Origin of the sequence: Natronobacterium texcoconense, assembly GCF_900104065.1 — an archaeon.
GTDB lineage: Archaea > Halobacteriota > Halobacteria > Halobacteriales > Natrialbaceae > Natronobacterium > Natronobacterium texcoconense.
The window spans coordinates 1,082,588-1,097,521 of record NZ_FNLC01000001.1; the positions used below are offsets into that span (position 1 = coordinate 1,082,588).

At 64.4% G+C, this 14,934-nt stretch carries 12 protein-coding genes; 3 read left to right on the forward strand and 9 right to left on the reverse strand.

Translation table 11 applies throughout. From position 1 onward, the window contains the following. Positions 1-2: 2 nt before the first annotated feature. Positions 3-2,087, reverse strand: a complete 2,085-nt coding sequence (gene metG, locus BLR35_RS05495; protein WP_090378517.1) for a methionine--tRNA ligase — start codon at positions 2,085-2,087, stop codon at positions 3-5. Positions 2,088-2,484: 397 nt separating this feature from the next. On the opposite strand from metG, the gene BLR35_RS05500 reads away from it, so the two are divergent. After that, positions 2,485-3,852, forward strand: coding sequence for a sodium-dependent transporter (locus BLR35_RS05500; RefSeq protein ID WP_090378520.1), 1,368 nt, complete (start codon positions 2,485-2,487; stop codon positions 3,850-3,852). Between the two features lie 3 nt (positions 3,853-3,855). On the opposite strand, the gene BLR35_RS05505 is transcribed toward BLR35_RS05500, so the two are convergent. Beyond that, the gene (locus BLR35_RS05505; protein WP_090378523.1) at positions 3,856-4,179 is read right to left on the reverse strand and encodes a hypothetical protein; all 324 of its coding nucleotides are present in this window, start codon (positions 4,177-4,179) and stop codon (positions 3,856-3,858) included. Positions 4,180-4,219: 40 nt separating this feature from the next. Further along, positions 4,220-5,308 carry a tyrosine decarboxylase MfnA gene (gene mfnA / locus BLR35_RS05510; RefSeq protein WP_090378526.1) on the reverse strand — a complete coding sequence of 363 codons (1,089 nt, stop codon included), beginning with the start codon at positions 5,306-5,308 and terminating at the stop codon, positions 4,220-4,222. 161 nt (positions 5,309-5,469) lie between these two features. Between mfnA and BLR35_RS20565 the strand changes: the two genes are divergently transcribed. Continuing rightward, a complete protein-coding gene (locus BLR35_RS20565) occupies positions 5,470-5,607 on the forward strand; it encodes a hypothetical protein (protein WP_170830969.1) in 138 nt (45 codons plus the stop codon). Between the two features lie 27 nt (positions 5,608-5,634). Here BLR35_RS20565 and ppsA read toward each other — a convergent pair whose 3' ends face one another. The 6 genes from ppsA to BLR35_RS05540 form a co-directional block, all read right to left on the reverse strand. After that, a complete protein-coding gene (gene ppsA / locus BLR35_RS05515; RefSeq protein ID WP_090378530.1) occupies positions 5,635-7,980 on the reverse strand; it encodes a phosphoenolpyruvate synthase in 2,346 nt (781 codons plus the stop codon). Positions 7,981-8,101: 121 nt separating this feature from the next. Beyond that, entirely contained in the window at positions 8,102-9,004 is a 903-nt protein-coding gene (locus BLR35_RS05520) for a PhzF family phenazine biosynthesis protein (protein ID WP_090378533.1), read from the reverse strand. 49 nt (positions 9,005-9,053) lie between these two features. Then, complete coding sequence (locus BLR35_RS05525; RefSeq protein ID WP_090378536.1) at positions 9,054-10,490, reverse strand: MATE family efflux transporter; 1,437 nt, start codon at positions 10,488-10,490, stop codon at positions 9,054-9,056. A 176-nt stretch (positions 10,491-10,666) separates the two neighbouring features. Next, positions 10,667-12,145, reverse strand: a complete 1,479-nt coding sequence (gene thiC, locus BLR35_RS05530) for a phosphomethylpyrimidine synthase ThiC (RefSeq protein ID WP_090378539.1) — start codon at positions 12,143-12,145, stop codon at positions 10,667-10,669. 139 nt (positions 12,146-12,284) lie between these two features. Next, positions 12,285-12,707: a hypothetical protein gene (locus BLR35_RS05535; RefSeq protein WP_090378542.1), complete on the reverse strand. Its 423-nt coding sequence runs from the start codon at positions 12,705-12,707 to the stop codon at positions 12,285-12,287. An 85-nt stretch (positions 12,708-12,792) separates the two neighbouring features. Beyond that, the gene (locus BLR35_RS05540) at positions 12,793-14,094 is read right to left on the reverse strand and encodes a trypsin-like serine protease (protein WP_090378546.1); all 1,302 of its coding nucleotides are present in this window, start codon (positions 14,092-14,094) and stop codon (positions 12,793-12,795) included. Positions 14,095-14,222: 128 nt separating this feature from the next. On the opposite strand from BLR35_RS05540, the gene BLR35_RS05545 reads away from it, so the two are divergent. Then, entirely contained in the window at positions 14,223-14,921 is a 699-nt protein-coding gene (locus BLR35_RS05545; protein WP_090378549.1) for a phosphoribosyltransferase, read from the forward strand. Positions 14,922-14,934: the final 13 nt, after the last annotated feature.

Consider the following 14,934-nt stretch of genomic DNA (forward strand, 5'->3'; position numbering starts at 1 on the left):
CTCTATCGCACTTTTTCGCCGAGTTCAGCGTCGTCGTGGGTCGTCAACAGGTCCGCCTCCTCGCCCGCCGCGAGGATCATCCCGTTGGACTCGACACCGAACAGTTCGGCTTTCGCCATGTTCGCGAGCAGGATACACTTCTCACCAGGCAGTTCGTCGAGGTCGTGCAGTTGCTTGATACCCGCGACGACCTGGCGGGTCTCGAAGCCGATGTCGACCTCGAGTCGCGCGAGGTCGTCTGCACCCTCGATGCCTTCCGCCGACTCGATGCGGCCGACGCGGATGTCCAGTTCCTGGAAGTCCTCGAACTCGATGCGCTCGTCCGCGAGCGGCTCGAGGTCGTCTGCGTCTACCATGTCACCGGTTTCGTCGCCAGTGGTGTCGTCGCTTTCGGTTTCTTCGTCGTCCGCGGCGGCGGCAACTCGCTCCTCGAGTTTCTCGTTGAGTTCCGCGACGCGGTCGTCCTCGAGTTTCTCGAAGAGTTCGCCCGGTTCCGCGAAGTTCCGTGGCGGGGACTCGAGGGCGGCCTCGAGGTGGGTGTCGGCGATCTCGCCGTCTTCGCCGAGTTGCTCCCACAGTTTCTGGGCTTTGTCCGGCGCGATTGGCTCGAGCAGGACGGCGACGGCCTTGGCGATCTGGACGCAGTCGCGGATGACCTGTGCGGCCTTCTCGGGTTCGTCGTCGGTGAGTTTCCAGGGTTCGTGGCGCTGAATGTACTCGTTGCCGAACTGGGCTAGCTGGACCGCGGACTGCCCAATGCCCCGAAGGTCGTAATCGTTGACGCTCTCGCGGACGCCCTCGATGCCGTCCTGAATGCGCTCGTGGACCTCCTCGGAGACGTCGGTCTCGGGGGTGCCCTCGTAGTTGCGGTAGGCAAAGAGGAGCGAGCGGTACCAGAAGTTGCCGACGGTGCCGACGAGTTCGCCGTTGACCTTCTCCTGGAAGGCGTCCCAGGAGAAGTCGACGTCCTGCTGGAGACCGCCCGTGGTCGTCAGGTAGTACCGCAGCAGGTCGGGGTGGAACCCTTCCTCGAGGTACTCTTTCGCCCAGATAGCGCGGTTACGGCTGGTCGAGAGTCCCTTGCCGTTGATCGTGATGAAGCCGGTCGCGGCGACGCCGCGGGGCTTGTTGTAGCCTGCCCCCTCGAGCATCGCGGGCCAGAAGATGGTGTGGTGCTGGATGATGTCACGGCCGATGACGTGGACGATCTCGCCGTCTTCCTTCCAGACCTGCTCCCAGTCGTACTCGTCTTCGCCGACGCGCTCGCTGTACTGTTTCGTCGAGGCGACGTACTCGATCGGTGCGTCGACCCAGACGTAGAGGACGACGTCCCGTTCCTCCTCGCCGGGGTAGTCGATCCCCCACTCCATGTCCCGGGTGAGACACCAGTCCTGAAGGCCCTCTTCGATCCACTGCCGGGGCTGATTCCGGGCGTTCGAGGTCCCCTCGAGGCCGTCGAGGAACTCGGTGAGGAAGTCGGCGAACTCCGAAACCTCGAAGAACTTGTGCGCTCGCTCGCGGTACTCCGCAGGATTGCCGGTGATCGTACTCTTCGGGTCCTCGACCTCGCCCGGCTCGAGGTGGCGCTGACAGCCTTCGTCACACTCGTCGCCGCGAGCCTTCTCGCCACAGTAGGGACAGGTGCCCTCGACGTAGCGGTCGGGGAGATACTGGTCTGCGTCGGGGTCGTAGGCGACCTGAATCTCCTTCTCGTAGACGTAGCCTTCCTCGTCTAAGGTCTGGACGATCTCCTGGGTGAGTTCGGTGTTGGTCTCGTCGTGAGTGTGACCGTAGTTGTCGAAGTCGACGTTGAACTGCGGGAACGTCTCCTCGTACTGTTCGTGCCACTCCAGGGCGAACTCGTCCGGTTCGACGCCCTCCTGCTCGGCGTTGACGGCGACCGGGGTGCCGTGCATATCCGAACCGCTCACGTAGGCGGTCTGCTGGCCGAGTGTCTCGAGGGCGCGCGTGAAGGCGTCCGCCCCGATGTACCCCCGGAGGTGACCGATGTGGAGGTCCCCGTTCGCGTAGGGCAGTCCACACGTCACCACCGCGGGACGATCCGTCGGAAACTCGTCGTTGCTCATATGCGTAGTCTCTGGGTGGCGGGCGTAAAACCCGCCGGTTTTCGGTCGGTTGCTCGAGCGATGCCGCTCCGTGGCGAATCGAACGTGTCGGGTTTCGACGTCACCGGGACCCGTATGAACGGGCACGAAAGCGGCGCTTCCCCCCGAAGACAGAGACGGCTACATCCGCATCGAGTAGAACGAGTCGACGGGTGCCGAACAGTCCGTCATTCTCGGCTATACGTTTCGCTTCGACGTGTATAACTATTGCCATGCGCTTCACTGTCGACGGCCTCGACGAGTAGTATCCAGTTATAGCCACTTTCGGAGAGTATGGGGCGGATACAACGACGAAAACGCGTATTACTACCGAAGACAGTCGCCGCCAGTTTTGGGAGGCAGTGTCGTGGGTCCGACCATGGCTGGGATCGACATCCCTCGCGAGACCTGGGCGACTCGGACCGGGTTCATCCTCGCGGCCGTCGGAAGCGCGGTCGGCCTCGGGAACATCTGGCGGTTCCCCTTCCAGGTCGGACAGGAAGGCGGAGCCGCGTTCCTGCTGATCTACCTGCTGTTTATCGCGCTCATCGGGTTCCCGGCGATGCTCGTCGAGTTCGTCGTCGGCAGACACACCGAACGAAACCCAGTCGGCGCGCTGAAAGCGATCGCGGGCGGCGCCTGGTCGTACGTCGGCTGGATATTCATCGCGACCGGGTTCGTCATCCTCTCGTACTACAGCGTCGTCGCTGGCTGGACGATCCGGTACACGATACTCGGACTCCAGGACGGCTACCTCGCTGATGCTGGCGAGGCCGAGGGGCAGTTCGTCGAACTCGCGAGCGGACTGGACGCCATCTTCTTCCACGCGCTGTTCATGGCGGTCGTGATCGTCATCGTCGCCTTCGGCATCCAGCGCGGGATCGAACTCGCCGTGAAGGTGATGGTTCCCGCGATCATCGTCATCACGGTCGGAATGGCCATCTACGCGTTCACCCTCGAGGGCGCGAGTGAGGCCTACAGCTACTACCTCTCGCCGGAGTGGGGCGTGATCGCCGCCGAATGGCAGAGCATCTTCCCCGCCGCAGCGGGACAGGCCTTCTTTACCCTCTCGCTGGGAATGGGAGTGATGATCACCTACGCCTCCTACCTCGGTGAGGACCGGAATCTCGCCGAAGACGGCGCGATCGTCATCGGCTTCGACACCGCGATCGCGTTCATCACGGGCCTCATCGTCTTCCCCATCCTCTTTACCGCGGGCGTCGATCCCGCCGATCCCGGTGCTGGCGCGATCTTCGTCTCACTGGCCGCAGCGTTCGGTGACCTCGCACTCGGCTGGATCATCGGTGCGATCTTCTTCGGGACCGTCGCGATCGCCGCGCTCTCGAGTGCGATCAGCCTGATGGAGGTCGTCGTCTCCTACGTCGTCGACGAGCGAAACGTCGACCGAAAGGTCGCGGCCTTCGGAATCGGCATCGCGCTGTTCCTGCTCGGGCTTCCGTCGGCGTACGACCTCGTCCTGCTCGACCTGTTCGACCTCTTCGCCGACCAGATCCTGCTGGTGCTCGGTGGACTACTCCTGATGATCCTCGTTAGCTGGTCGCTGTCAGAACTCGCGGTCGACGAACTCTCGCGAGGCATCGGCGACCTCGGCTCGCTCGGGCCCGCCTGGATCTGGGCGGTCCGCATTCCGGTCGTCGTCGTCCTGATCGTCGCGCTCGTGCTCGGTATCCTCGACTACTACGAGTTCCTGACCGGACCGTTCGCGGAGTGGGTCGGCGGTCAGTAATCCCTACTCGCTCTCTACGGTCCAGACGTCGAGCAACACGCCGGATCGACCACCCAGCAACAGCATCGCACCCAGTACCCCAGTTCCGACGAACGCGACCACGAACGTCGGCGTCGACAACTCGAGGACGATTGTGACAGCGGTCCAGACCCAGACGAACCAGCCCAGTGCCTCCCAGGGTCGCCCGTCGTACAGCCGCCAGACAGACAGCGACAGCAAGAAGCCGGCGAACGCGGCCGCGACGACGACCGCCTCGAGCGTGAGTAGCCACGTCGCTACGACGAGGACGAGACAGCCGACGGCAGCGACGACGTCCAGCCGATCCATCGGATCGTACTCTCGGTTACGGCGAAAAACGTGTGTCGATTCACTCTCCCGAAACGGGAACTTCGATCCCAACCTCGTCCTCGAGTCGATCCACGTCGGCCACGAACGACTCGAGCTGGTTACGGGTGACGTGGGGCATACAGACGACTCGGAGTTCGTCGTCTGCAGTCCGGGAGAGTCGCCACCCCTCACCGCGTAACGCCTCGAACAGTTGCGTCGGGATCGACGCCGCCACGAGCGGAAGTTCCGGGTCGACGACGTCGTACCCCCGGGACTCGAGTTCGGCGGCGAGCCACTCGGCGTTGTTCTGCGAGCGGACGTACTGGTCGCGGTAGCCGTCGGGCCACAGTTCTTCCATCGCGGCGACGGCGCTCGCGACGCCCGCACCCGACCGGGTTCCAGTCAGCGTCGCCTGCGAGGTCGACTCGAGGTAGGGCGTCTCGACGGCGAGTTCGTCCAGCAGGTCGGCGGAACGGGCGAGCAGCCCGCCCGCCGGAACCGCAGCCTGCCCCATCTTGTGGGGATCGATCGCCATCGTATCGACGGCCGCGTGGCCGAAGTGCCACTCGTGGTCGGTAAAGGGGAGGACGAACCCACCCCAGGCGGCGTCGACGTGTAACAACGCGTCGACCGAGTCGGCGATTTCGCCCAGTTTCGGGATCGGATCGACCCGGCCGTACTCCGTCGACCCGGCGACGCCGACGATCGCGGCGGTATCCTCGTCGACGCAGGCACGGACGGCCTCGAGGTCGACTCGACCGTCGTCGGCCGTCGGGACGACCGCCAGTTCGACGCCGAGGAGGTCGGCTGCCTTGTTGAAGCTGAAGTGTGCCGATTCGGGAACGACAACGGTCGGGCGGCGAGCGTCGGCACGTTCGCGTGCGATCCGGACGGCCTGGACGTTCGCCTCCGTTCCGCCGCTGGCGACGTACCCCGCCGGCTCCGCGAGACCAGCGATTTCGCCCAGAAGTTCGATGGCCTCGTCCTCGAGGGTGGCGACGGTCGGGTACGTGCCGGGATCGCCGGGATTGGTCGCGAGGAAGCGTTCGGCGGCCTCGCGTGCTGCCGGATGCGGCTCGGTGCACATCGAGGACAGCACCCGGTCGAACGACTGTGGCTCGGCGCGCATATTACGGTAGATGAGTATCGGTCGGATATTCGTTGCGTTTGCCCGCAGCGAGGTGAACAGGGGCGACTGCTCGAGAGTTGCCGGATTTTGCCAGCCGTCGTTGGCAGAGGAGGCATCGACTCGACCGATAGTTTCATCAATATCCTAACACAGTCGAAAATATGCTCGAGCCGATCCTCGCACTGGTGGTCCTGTTCGGCATCTTGTGGGCAGCAGTCTACTCCGGAACGAAAGCGGCCCTGCGCGAGTTCTACGCCGAGATAGAGGACGATATCGCCCCGAAAGAGGAAGAGGAGTAACGACGAATCGACGTTCTCGGCCGCCGATCAGCGCACCGAATCGAGCAGTAGCTTCTGCTCGACTCGCTTCACTTCGTGCTGGACGTCACGGACGGCGTCGATGTTCGCGGAGATCGAACTGATTCCCTCGTTGACGAGGAAGTTGACCATGTCGGGCTTGGAGCCGGCCTGCCCGCAGATGCTCGTGTCGACGTCGTGTTCGCGGCAGGTCTCGATCACGTCGCCGATCAGCCGCAACACGGAGGGGTGGAGTTCGTCGAACCGGTCGGCGACGTGCTCGTTGTTCCGGTCGACCGCGAGCGTGTACTGGGTCAGGTCGTTCGTGCCGAAGGAGGCGAAGTCGATGCCGGCCTCGGCCATCTTCTCGACGGCCAGCGCCGAGGCGGGCGTCTCGATCATCACACCCCACTTGCGCTTGTCTGGGTCGATGCCGGCCTCACGCATCAGTCCCTTGGCGGCGTAGACGTCCTCCGCGTCGTTGACCAGCGGGAACATGATCTCGACGTTGTCGTACCCCATCTCGTAGAGCCGGCGGAACGCCTCGAGTTCGTGCCCGAAGACCTCGGGTCGGTCGAGCGAGCGGCGGATGCCACGATAGCCCAGCATCGGGTTGTGCTCGTCGGGTTCGTCGCTGCCGCCCTCGAGCTGGCGGAACTCGTCGGTCGGGGCGTCGAGGGTGCGGACGCGGACGGGACGCGGGTAGAACTCGTCTGCGACGCCCCGAATGCCGTCGATCAGCTGGTTGATGTACTCGTCTTTGCCGTTTTCCTCGATGAACTTCTCGGGCGTCTGATTCAGCGAGAGGATCATGTGCTCGGTCCGTAACAGACCGACTCCGTCGGCTCCCGTCGCGGCCGCGCGTTCTGCTGCTTCGGGGATCGAGACGTTGACCTTCACCTCGGTCGCGGTCATCGGCTTGACCGGCGACTGCGGGCGGACCTCCTCGACGGGTTCGGTCTCCTCGTCGGGTTCGATCTCCTTGCCCTCGAGGACGTTGCCCTTTTCACCGTCTAACGTGACGACCTGGCCGTCCTCTAAGACGGTCGTGGCGTTCGTCGTGCCGACGATCGCGGGGACGCCGAGTTCGCGGGAGACGATCGCCGCGTGGCTGGTCATCCCGCCCTCGTCGGTGATGATGCCGGAAGCGCGTTTCATCGCAGGCACCATGTCGGGCATCGTCATCTCGGTGACGATGATGTCCCCTTCGCCGACCTTCGCGAGGTCGTCGAGTTTCGTGACGATCTTGGCGGCACCGCTTACGGTCCCGGGACTCGAGCCGAGACCGTCGACGATGACGTCGCCGGAGGGTTGTGAGTCGGCGCTTCCGGAGCCGGCGGCCGCCGTCGCTCCGCTGCCGTCGGTGACGCCTTTCGTCGGATCGGCCATCCCTTCGGTGAGGTCCGTCTCCGCACTGGCGGAGTCGTCCTCGTCGATCGTCGTGATCGGCCGGGACTGGAGCATGTAGACCTCTCCATCCACGATGGCCCACTCGACGTCCTGTGGCTGGTCGTAGTGGTCTTCGACTCGTTCGCCGAGTTCGACGAGCGCGTCGATCTCGTCGCCGTCGAGAACCCGCTGGTTGCGCTTTTCCTCGGGGACTTCCCGTTCGACGGTTTCGCCGGTCTCCTCGTCTTTGACGTGCATCACCTTCTTCTCGGCGACGGTCACGTCGACTTCGTCGTCGTCGTCCTCGCGGGGGACGACGTAGTTGTCCGGCGAGACCGCGCCGGAGACGACGGCTTCGCCGAGTCCCCAGGCGGCTTCGACGATCATCGTCGGATCGCCGGTCGAAGGGTGGCTGGTGAACATCACGCCGGACTTGTCGGCGTCGACCATCTGCTGGACGACGACGGCGATGTTGACCGACGAGTGGTCGAATCCCTGCTCCTGGCGGTAGTAGATCGCCCGCTGGGTAAACAACGAGGCCCAGCACTCACGGACTCGTTCCAGGAGGCGCTCCTCGGTGACGTTCAGGAACGTCTCCTGCTGGCCGGCGAAGGAGGCGTCGGGCAGGTCCTCGGCCGTCGCCGACGAACGGACGGCGACGAACGCTTCTCCGTCACCGACCTCGTGGTAGGCCTCGAGGACCTCCTCGCGCAGGTCGTCGGGGAACGGCGTCTCAGTGATCAACTCCTGGGCCCGATCCGCGGCCTCGGCGAGGGCGCTCGAGTCCTCGACGTCGACGTCGACGGCCTCGAACAGTTCCTCGTCGATTTCCGCTTCTTCGATAAACGATCGGTAGGTTCCAGCAGTGACCACGAATCCCGAGGGAACGGGCAGCCCCGCGCCCGTCAGTTCTCCCAGGGAGGCACCTTTTCCGCCGACCTGCTCGAGGTCGTCGGCGCTGATTTCGTCCAGCCAGAGTACAGCCATCTCTATATAGGTGGTCAGGAGACCGAATAAAGAAGGTTGCGAACGGTAGCCACGATTCGAAACTCGGGACCGAATGAGTTTCTCTGTTGTCTGGCGATTTTCGCCGCTCGGGAGTCCGTAATCAGGCCTCGAGAATCTCGTCCTCGTCGGCCGGCGGAACGACCATCGACCCCTCGAGTGCGACGACGCCGCGGCCGCCGACCTGTACCTCGCCGTCGACTCGCACGCGAACGATGCCCGGCCGGTCGACGTAGTGTCCTTGCTCGAGTCGCAGTTCCTCGGGGAAGTCGTCGTCGAACGCACCGAAGCGGTCGAGGTAGGCACCGACGGCACCGCTTGCCGTCCCCGTTACCGGATCCTCGGGGACGCCGGCGCCGGGCGCGAACATCCGTCCGTGTAGCGACGACGCGCCCTCGAGCGTGTCGAAGCTGAAGACGTAGATGCCCGCGGCGTCGACGGACTCCGCCAGCCCCTCGATCGCGTTCATGTCGGGTTCGGCTGCGCCGAGGTCCGAGAGGTACGTGATCGGAACGATCAGGAAGGGGAGGCCGGTCGAGGAGACCGCGAGCGGAATGTCGTCGCTGGCGCCCTCGAGTGCCGCCTCGTCGACGCCCAGAGCCGCTGCGACACGGTCGTAGCCGACGTCTACTTCGCGAATCTGCGGTGTGTCCTGTGTCATCCAGACCGTACCGTCTTCCTCGAGGTCGATCTCGAGGACGCCGACGTTCGTCTCGAGGGTCGTCGTTCCGGGCTCGAGCCCCTCACGGTCGTGAAGGTAGGCGAACGAGCCGATCGTCGCGTGGCCACAGAGGTCGACCTCTTGTGTGGGAGTGAAATAGCGAACGCGGCGGTCGGCGTCGTCGCTCGAGCGGAGGAAGGCCGTCTCGCTGACGGCCATCTCGTCGGCGATCGCTTGCATCTGGTCGTCGGTGAGGTCGTCCGCGTCCGGGACGACACCGGCAGGGTTGCCCCCGAGCGGTTCGTCGGTGAACGCGTCGACCTGGAAGAGCCGGATCGTCTCCATACGGGATGGTACAGCGGAGGGCTATTCGGTTTTCCCCTCGAGTTCCGTATCAATCGTCGGACGTGCCCTGCCCGGTCGCCGTCTCCACGTCGGGGCGGCGACCGCCGGTGAGGTCGCCGTCTCGCCACGTGCCGCGGTTGAACCAGCCGACGGCGACAACCGCGCCGATCAGGTGCGAGACCGCAAAGGAGAGCCAGATACCCTCGGGACCGAGGATCGTCGAGGCCCACCACGCGACCGGCACCTGGACGATGCCGAACGCCAGGAGTACGAGTCCCGCGGCGGTAGACGTCATTCCGGCTCCGCGGAAGCCGCCCATGTAGGTGTACATGACGCCGAAGAGGCCGAACGTGGGAGCGACGTAGTAGAGGAAAGTTGCTCCGGCGTCGATGACCTCCGGATCGGTCGTGAAGACGGCGACGACGGGTTCCGCGACGAGCATCGTCAGTAACCCGGCCGCGGTCAGCGTACAGAACAACGCGATCGCGGCGATCCTGTTTGCCGACGCCGCCCGGTCGGGGTAGCCGGCACCGACGTTCTGTCCGGTCATCGTCTCGACGCCCTGGGAAAGTGCGATCGCCGGCAGGATAATCACCGAGAGGATTCGCGTCCCGATGCCGTAGGCCGCGACTACTGGCGTCGCGAACAGCGAGACGATGACCAGAAGCAGGTTGATCGAGAGCGCACGACTGGCACCCTCGAACGACGCCGGGAGCCCGAGTCGCATCAGCTTCCAGCCGTACGAGGGGTCCGGAACCATCTGAGAGAGGTGGATCTGGACGCCCCGGTAGCCCCGAAGCATGATCCACAGCCCTAGCGCCAGCGTGAGTGCGCGGGCGAAGATCGTCGCGTACGCTGCCCCGGCGATTCCGAGTTCGGGGAACGGACCCACGCCGAAGATCAAGAGTGGGTCGAGCGCGATGTTGATCGCCACCGAGACGAACATGATCAGCATCGGCGTCACCGTGTCGCCGTACCCCCGCATCAACGAGACGAACATGAAGAAGCCGAAGACGAACACGAGCCCCAGCGAGTAGATCCGCATGTAACTCGCGGCGGCCGCGACGACCTCGGGTTCGGCACCAAAGAGCGCGAGCAGGTCGTCGACGATGGCGTAGCCCACGAGTCCGAGGATCAGTGAACCGATTATCGAGAACGACACCGTCTGTGACGCCGCATACTCGGCTTTCGACTCGTCGTCGGCACCGACGTACTGGGCGACGAGAACGCTCCCGGCGACCGACAGTCCCAGCGCAAGCGAGATCAACAGGAAGACCAGCGGAAACGCGTAACTGATCGCCGCCACCTCCGTCGTCCCGTACCGGCCGAGCCAGAACGTGTCGGCGACGTTGTACGCCGTCTGGAGGACGTTCGTGATTATCAGCGGCAGGGAGAGATAGAGCAGCGGCCGCGCGACGCCGCCGCTGGTCAGATCGACCTCCTCTCGAGCGTCGAATATCCGCTCGAGGTGATCGCGAAGGCTCACGAATTCCGCTCCTCCGGTAGAAGACGCGCGGTCGCTCTCTCGGATTCCGTTCGGCCGGACACGCTACTGACTAACCAGTCAGTCAAGAAGTACCTTGCGCTCGCCGAACCCTGTGGGAGTCGGTATCACGCAGTACTGTGGCGAAAATCGGATTGGCGAACGCGTCCGTCGGCCGCTCAGTCGTCGCCCGTCGAATCGATCGGTTGCTCCGCCCACTCGTCGATCGGCGGCAGATCGTCGGAATCGTGCGTTCCGACGGGTGGCCGGTTCACCTCCGCAGCGGGAGAGGACTCGAGGTCGGTCTCGGTCTCGAGTCGCGCCATCGCTTCGGTCTGAGACTGGTCAGTTTCCGCCGGCCGCGGACTATTTTCAGACGCTCGAGCGTCCTGATCGATCCGCATCGAACAGAACTCGACGCCGCACATCGAGCAGAATCGCGCCTCCTTGTAGTTGTCTCCGGGGAGCGTCTGGTCGTGATACTCGCGGGCGCGATCGGGATCGAGCGCCAGCCGGAACTGCTCGCGCCAGTCGAACTCGTAGCGGGCTTCCGAAAGTGCGTCGTCCCAGTCTCGAGCGCCGGGCCGTTCGTTGGCCACGTCACCCGCGTGGGCGGCGATCCGGTAGGCTGCCAGGCCGTCGCGAACGTCTTCCTCGTCGGGCAAGCCGAGGTGCTCCTTGGGCGTCACGTAACACAACATGGAGGCACCGGACTGGGCGGCTATTGCCGCACCGATGGCACTCGTAATGTGGTCGTACCCCGGCGCGACGTCCGTGACGAGTGGCCCGAGGACGTAGAACGGCGCGCCGTCACAGACCTCCTGCTGGCGTTCGACGTTCTCGGCGACCCTATGCATCGGAACGTGGCCGGGTCCCTCGACCATCACCTGGACGTCGTACTCCCAGGCACGGCGGGTGAGTTCGCCGAGCGTGTCCAGTTCGGCGTACTGAGCCTCGTCGCAGGCGTCAGCAAGACAGCCCGGACGCAGACTGTCGCCGAGGCTGAACGTGACGTCGTGTTCGGCGAATATCTCGCAGATATCGTCGAAGACCTGGAACAGCGGGTTCTGCTCGCCGTGTTCCTCCATCCACTTGGCCATGATCGAACCACCCCGGGAGACGATGCCCGTCTTGCGGCCGTTAGTCAACGGCAGGTGTTCCGCCAGAATACCGGCGTGAATCGTCATGTAATCGACGCCCTGCTCGGCCTGTTTCTCGATGATCTCGAGCAGCAGCTCCGTCGTAATCGCTTCGGGACTTCCAGCCTGCTTGACGGCCTCGTACAGCGGCACGGTACCGATCGGGACGGGCGAGTGCTCGATGTGCGCTTCTCGAATCTCGTCCAAGTCGCTGCCCGTCCCGAGGTCCATCACCGTATCCGCGCCGTAGTGGACCGCGGTGTGGAGTTTCTCGAGTTCGGTCTCGAGGTCGCTCGTGGTTTCGCTGTTACCGATGTTGGCGTTGACTTTCGTCGCGAACTCGCGGCCGATGATCATCGCATCGAGGGCGTCGTGGTTCCGATTGGCCGGAATGACAGCCTGACCGTCGGCGACCTGCTTGCGGACGAATTCCGGATCGCGGTTCTCGCGTTCGGCGACGCGTTCCATCTCCTCGGTGATCGTTCCGCTTCGGGCGGCGGCAATCTGGGTGTTCGCCATCGATAACTAGGTTGTACTATTGAGTTATAATAGTTGTCCGGTTGTAAAACGGCAGCTCGGCGTCCGAGACCCGGCGCATCGTCGGCAGTCTCTCGACTTCAGTGACAAGGAAAGTCGCGGCAAGCGGTTCGTGAGCGGGCTATCGGAACTCGACGAACAGGTTCCGTCTGGCGAGAAGGAACCCGAGCAGAAGGAGAGAAGAAACGAGCGCGACCGGACGGGCCGCGTGACTCGCGGCGAGTGACGTGGCGAGCGAGAGGACAGCGCCACCGACCGCAAACGTGACCGCGCCGAGCCACGCGATCAGTCGTCGCTGATACAGGCCGACGGCGATGGCGAGCAAGACGGTTCCGAAGAGCAGAAACCGAACGCTCACGGCCGTCCGTGGCGATGTCCCGTCCTCGACGACGGGGCCGGCAACCCGGACGAGATAGCCGAGAACGAACGCGTATACGCCGATACCCGCCATGACGGCGGCGAGACAGACGATATCGCCGGCCGGGGATCCGCCACCGCGCGACCTGACCAGCGTTCGAAACAATTGCCAGCGATCGGCACCCATTGGTATCGATCACGGAACAGTGATAGAAAAATGTTCTGAGAGTAACATTTCCCTGGCGTCGCTGGACCTCCTCGAGAACGCTGCTCTACTCGAGCGTCTCTATCGGTCCGCCGCGGATTCGGAGCGTCGTCGACGGCGACGCGTCGTCGGGGATCCACACCGAGAGCGTTCCCTCGCCGTCGCCGTCCTCATCGATCGACACCGTCGTCCGTTCGTCCTCGACGGCGAGCCAGTACTCGCCCGGTTCGCCGGACAGCGTCGCGGTCACGTCGACGGTCGTCCCCGGCTGTAGTTCGCCGTCGAACTCGAGCGCCTCGAGTTCGGGCGACTGGGCCTCGAGGTCCACGGTGACGGTGTGATCCATGGTCGTCGTGTAGACGGGAACCTCCTCGTCCTCACCTTTCTCGTTGTTCTCGTCTTCCTCGTCGGGCTCGGTGACGAGAATTTCGACGCCCAGTTCCGCTTCGACGTTCGCGATCCGGTTACAGATCGTCTGTCGGGACGAACCGGCAAAGAGCAGGCCGACGAGTTCGCCGTTCTCGAGGAAGACCGGCGACCCGCTGTCGCCCGGTTCGGACATGTAGCCGGTGACGAGCTGGTCGCGAAAGAGGATCGCTCCCTGCTCGCCGAACTCGACGCGAACACTCGCGCTCGTCGCCTCGACGTCGGCGCTCGTGACGCCGGTGGTACGGCCGGTCTTCGTCACGGTCTCGCCGCGGGGGTCGGCGTACTCCTCTCGGCGAACACCGGTCGGCCAGTCGGCCTCGAGTTCGTAGTAGGTCGCCGACTCCTGCCCCCGGTCGACCGAGCGGGCGGCGACGTCGACCAGTGCTTCGTCCTCGATGGGCACGTACCCGACGAGTTCACCGACTGCATCTCCCTCGTCGCCGCCGTCCTCCGGCGACGGCTGCAGGATCGGTTCGCCGAAGTCGGCCGCATTCGACCGGGCGTAGACGTGGTTGTTCGACAGCCGAACGAGGTCGCCCTCGTCGACGTCGTCGCTCCACGCCGCGGCGCTCGCATCCTCGACGCGTGCCGGATACGGGCCGCCAGTGCCGGCCGTCGAGTCGACGTTGATCTCGCTGACGCCGCCGGGTACGGGCCGGTGGCGGTCCTGTCTCCCTGGCGCGGCTTCCGGCATGGGCTCGAGGACGGAGAGAGCGTCGAACCCCTCCTTGGTCTCGTCGTAGCCGGCGTCGACGACGTCGACGTCGGCATCGTGGCCGGCCTCGACGACCCGCTTTTCGACGTCGTCCTCGTCGTCGAGGCAGTCTTTCGGACGCTTCTGGGAGACGAAGACCGTTACCCGGTTCTCGCTCTCGTCGTAGTCGACGCCGATCACGTTCTCGCACTCGAGGAGGTACTCGTACTCCTGTGTAGCGGGCATCGGTACGCAGAACTATTCGACATTCGAACGGTTATACCTATGCACTATTATAGGAACTCGCGAGAACGAGACGCGTTTCACCTCACTTATGAGGATCCCGATTCGTCTTTCGTCTAGGTGGCCACCAGATGTCCGACTTACCGGACGACTTCGACTGTACGATAACGAACTGGGAGTACATTTACGGCCTCTGTCGGGACGTCAGCGACGACGTCCGCTCCGACGAGTTCGAACCGGACGTCATCGTCGCGCTCGCACGCGGCGGCTGGTTCGCGGGCCGGTGTCTCTGTGACTTCCTCGGGATGGACGACCTGACGAGCCTGAAGATGGAACACTACGTCGGCACGGCCGAGAAATCGGGCGAACCGACCGTCCGTTACCCGATGCCGGAAGGCAGCGTCGAGGGGAAAGACGTGCTGATCATCGACGACATCGCCGACACCGGCGGTTCGATCGAACGCGCCCACGAGTACGTCGACGACCGCGACGCCGGCGAGGTCCGGACCGCCACGCTGCAGTTGCTCGGCACCAGCGAGTACGAACCCGACTACGTCGGCGAACGACTCGAGGAGTGGACCTGGATCGTCTACCCCTGGAACTTCATCGAGGACATGGTCGATCTGATCTCCGGTGTGATGGAGCAGGCAGCGGGCGACTCGTTCACCCAGGAGGAGATCCGCCACTCTCTCGCCGAAGTTCACGGCATCGACCGCATCGAGATGGAAATCGCCCAGCCCGACCGACTCTCGGAAGTGCTCTCGGAGATGGAACGCCGGGGCGTCGTCGCCTCGAGCGGTTCCGAGGAGTGGACGCTGGCCGACGAGTAACGAGCGCGACACT

Bases quoted from the DNA above. Each gene is read 5' to 3' on its own strand.
- ppsA (WP_090378530.1), bottom strand. From the start codon at position 7,980: ATGGCTGTACTCTGGCTGGACGAAATCAGCGCCGACGACCTCGAGCAG.
- BLR35_RS05545 (WP_090378549.1), top strand. From the start codon at position 14,223: ATGTCCGACTTACCGGACGACTTCGACTGTACGATAACGAACTGGGAG.
- mfnA (WP_090378526.1), bottom strand. From the start codon at position 5,308: ATGCGCGCCGAGCCACAGTCGTTCGACCGGGTGCTGTCCTCGATGTGC.
- BLR35_RS05535 (WP_090378542.1), bottom strand. From the start codon at position 12,707: ATGGGTGCCGATCGCTGGCAATTGTTTCGAACGCTGGTCAGGTCGCGC.
- BLR35_RS20565 (WP_170830969.1), top strand. From the start codon at position 5,470: ATGCTCGAGCCGATCCTCGCACTGGTGGTCCTGTTCGGCATCTTGTGG.
- BLR35_RS05540 (WP_090378546.1), bottom strand. From the start codon at position 14,094: ATGCCCGCTACACAGGAGTACGAGTACCTCCTCGAGTGCGAGAACGTG.
- metG (WP_090378517.1), bottom strand. From the start codon at position 2,087: ATGAGCAACGACGAGTTTCCGACGGATCGTCCCGCGGTGGTGACGTGT.
- thiC (WP_090378539.1), bottom strand. From the start codon at position 12,145: ATGGCGAACACCCAGATTGCCGCCGCCCGAAGCGGAACGATCACCGAG.
- BLR35_RS05505 (WP_090378523.1), bottom strand. From the start codon at position 4,179: ATGGATCGGCTGGACGTCGTCGCTGCCGTCGGCTGTCTCGTCCTCGTC.
- BLR35_RS05500 (WP_090378520.1), top strand. From the start codon at position 2,485: ATGGCTGGGATCGACATCCCTCGCGAGACCTGGGCGACTCGGACCGGG.
- BLR35_RS05520 (WP_090378533.1), bottom strand. From the start codon at position 9,004: ATGGAGACGATCCGGCTCTTCCAGGTCGACGCGTTCACCGACGAACCG.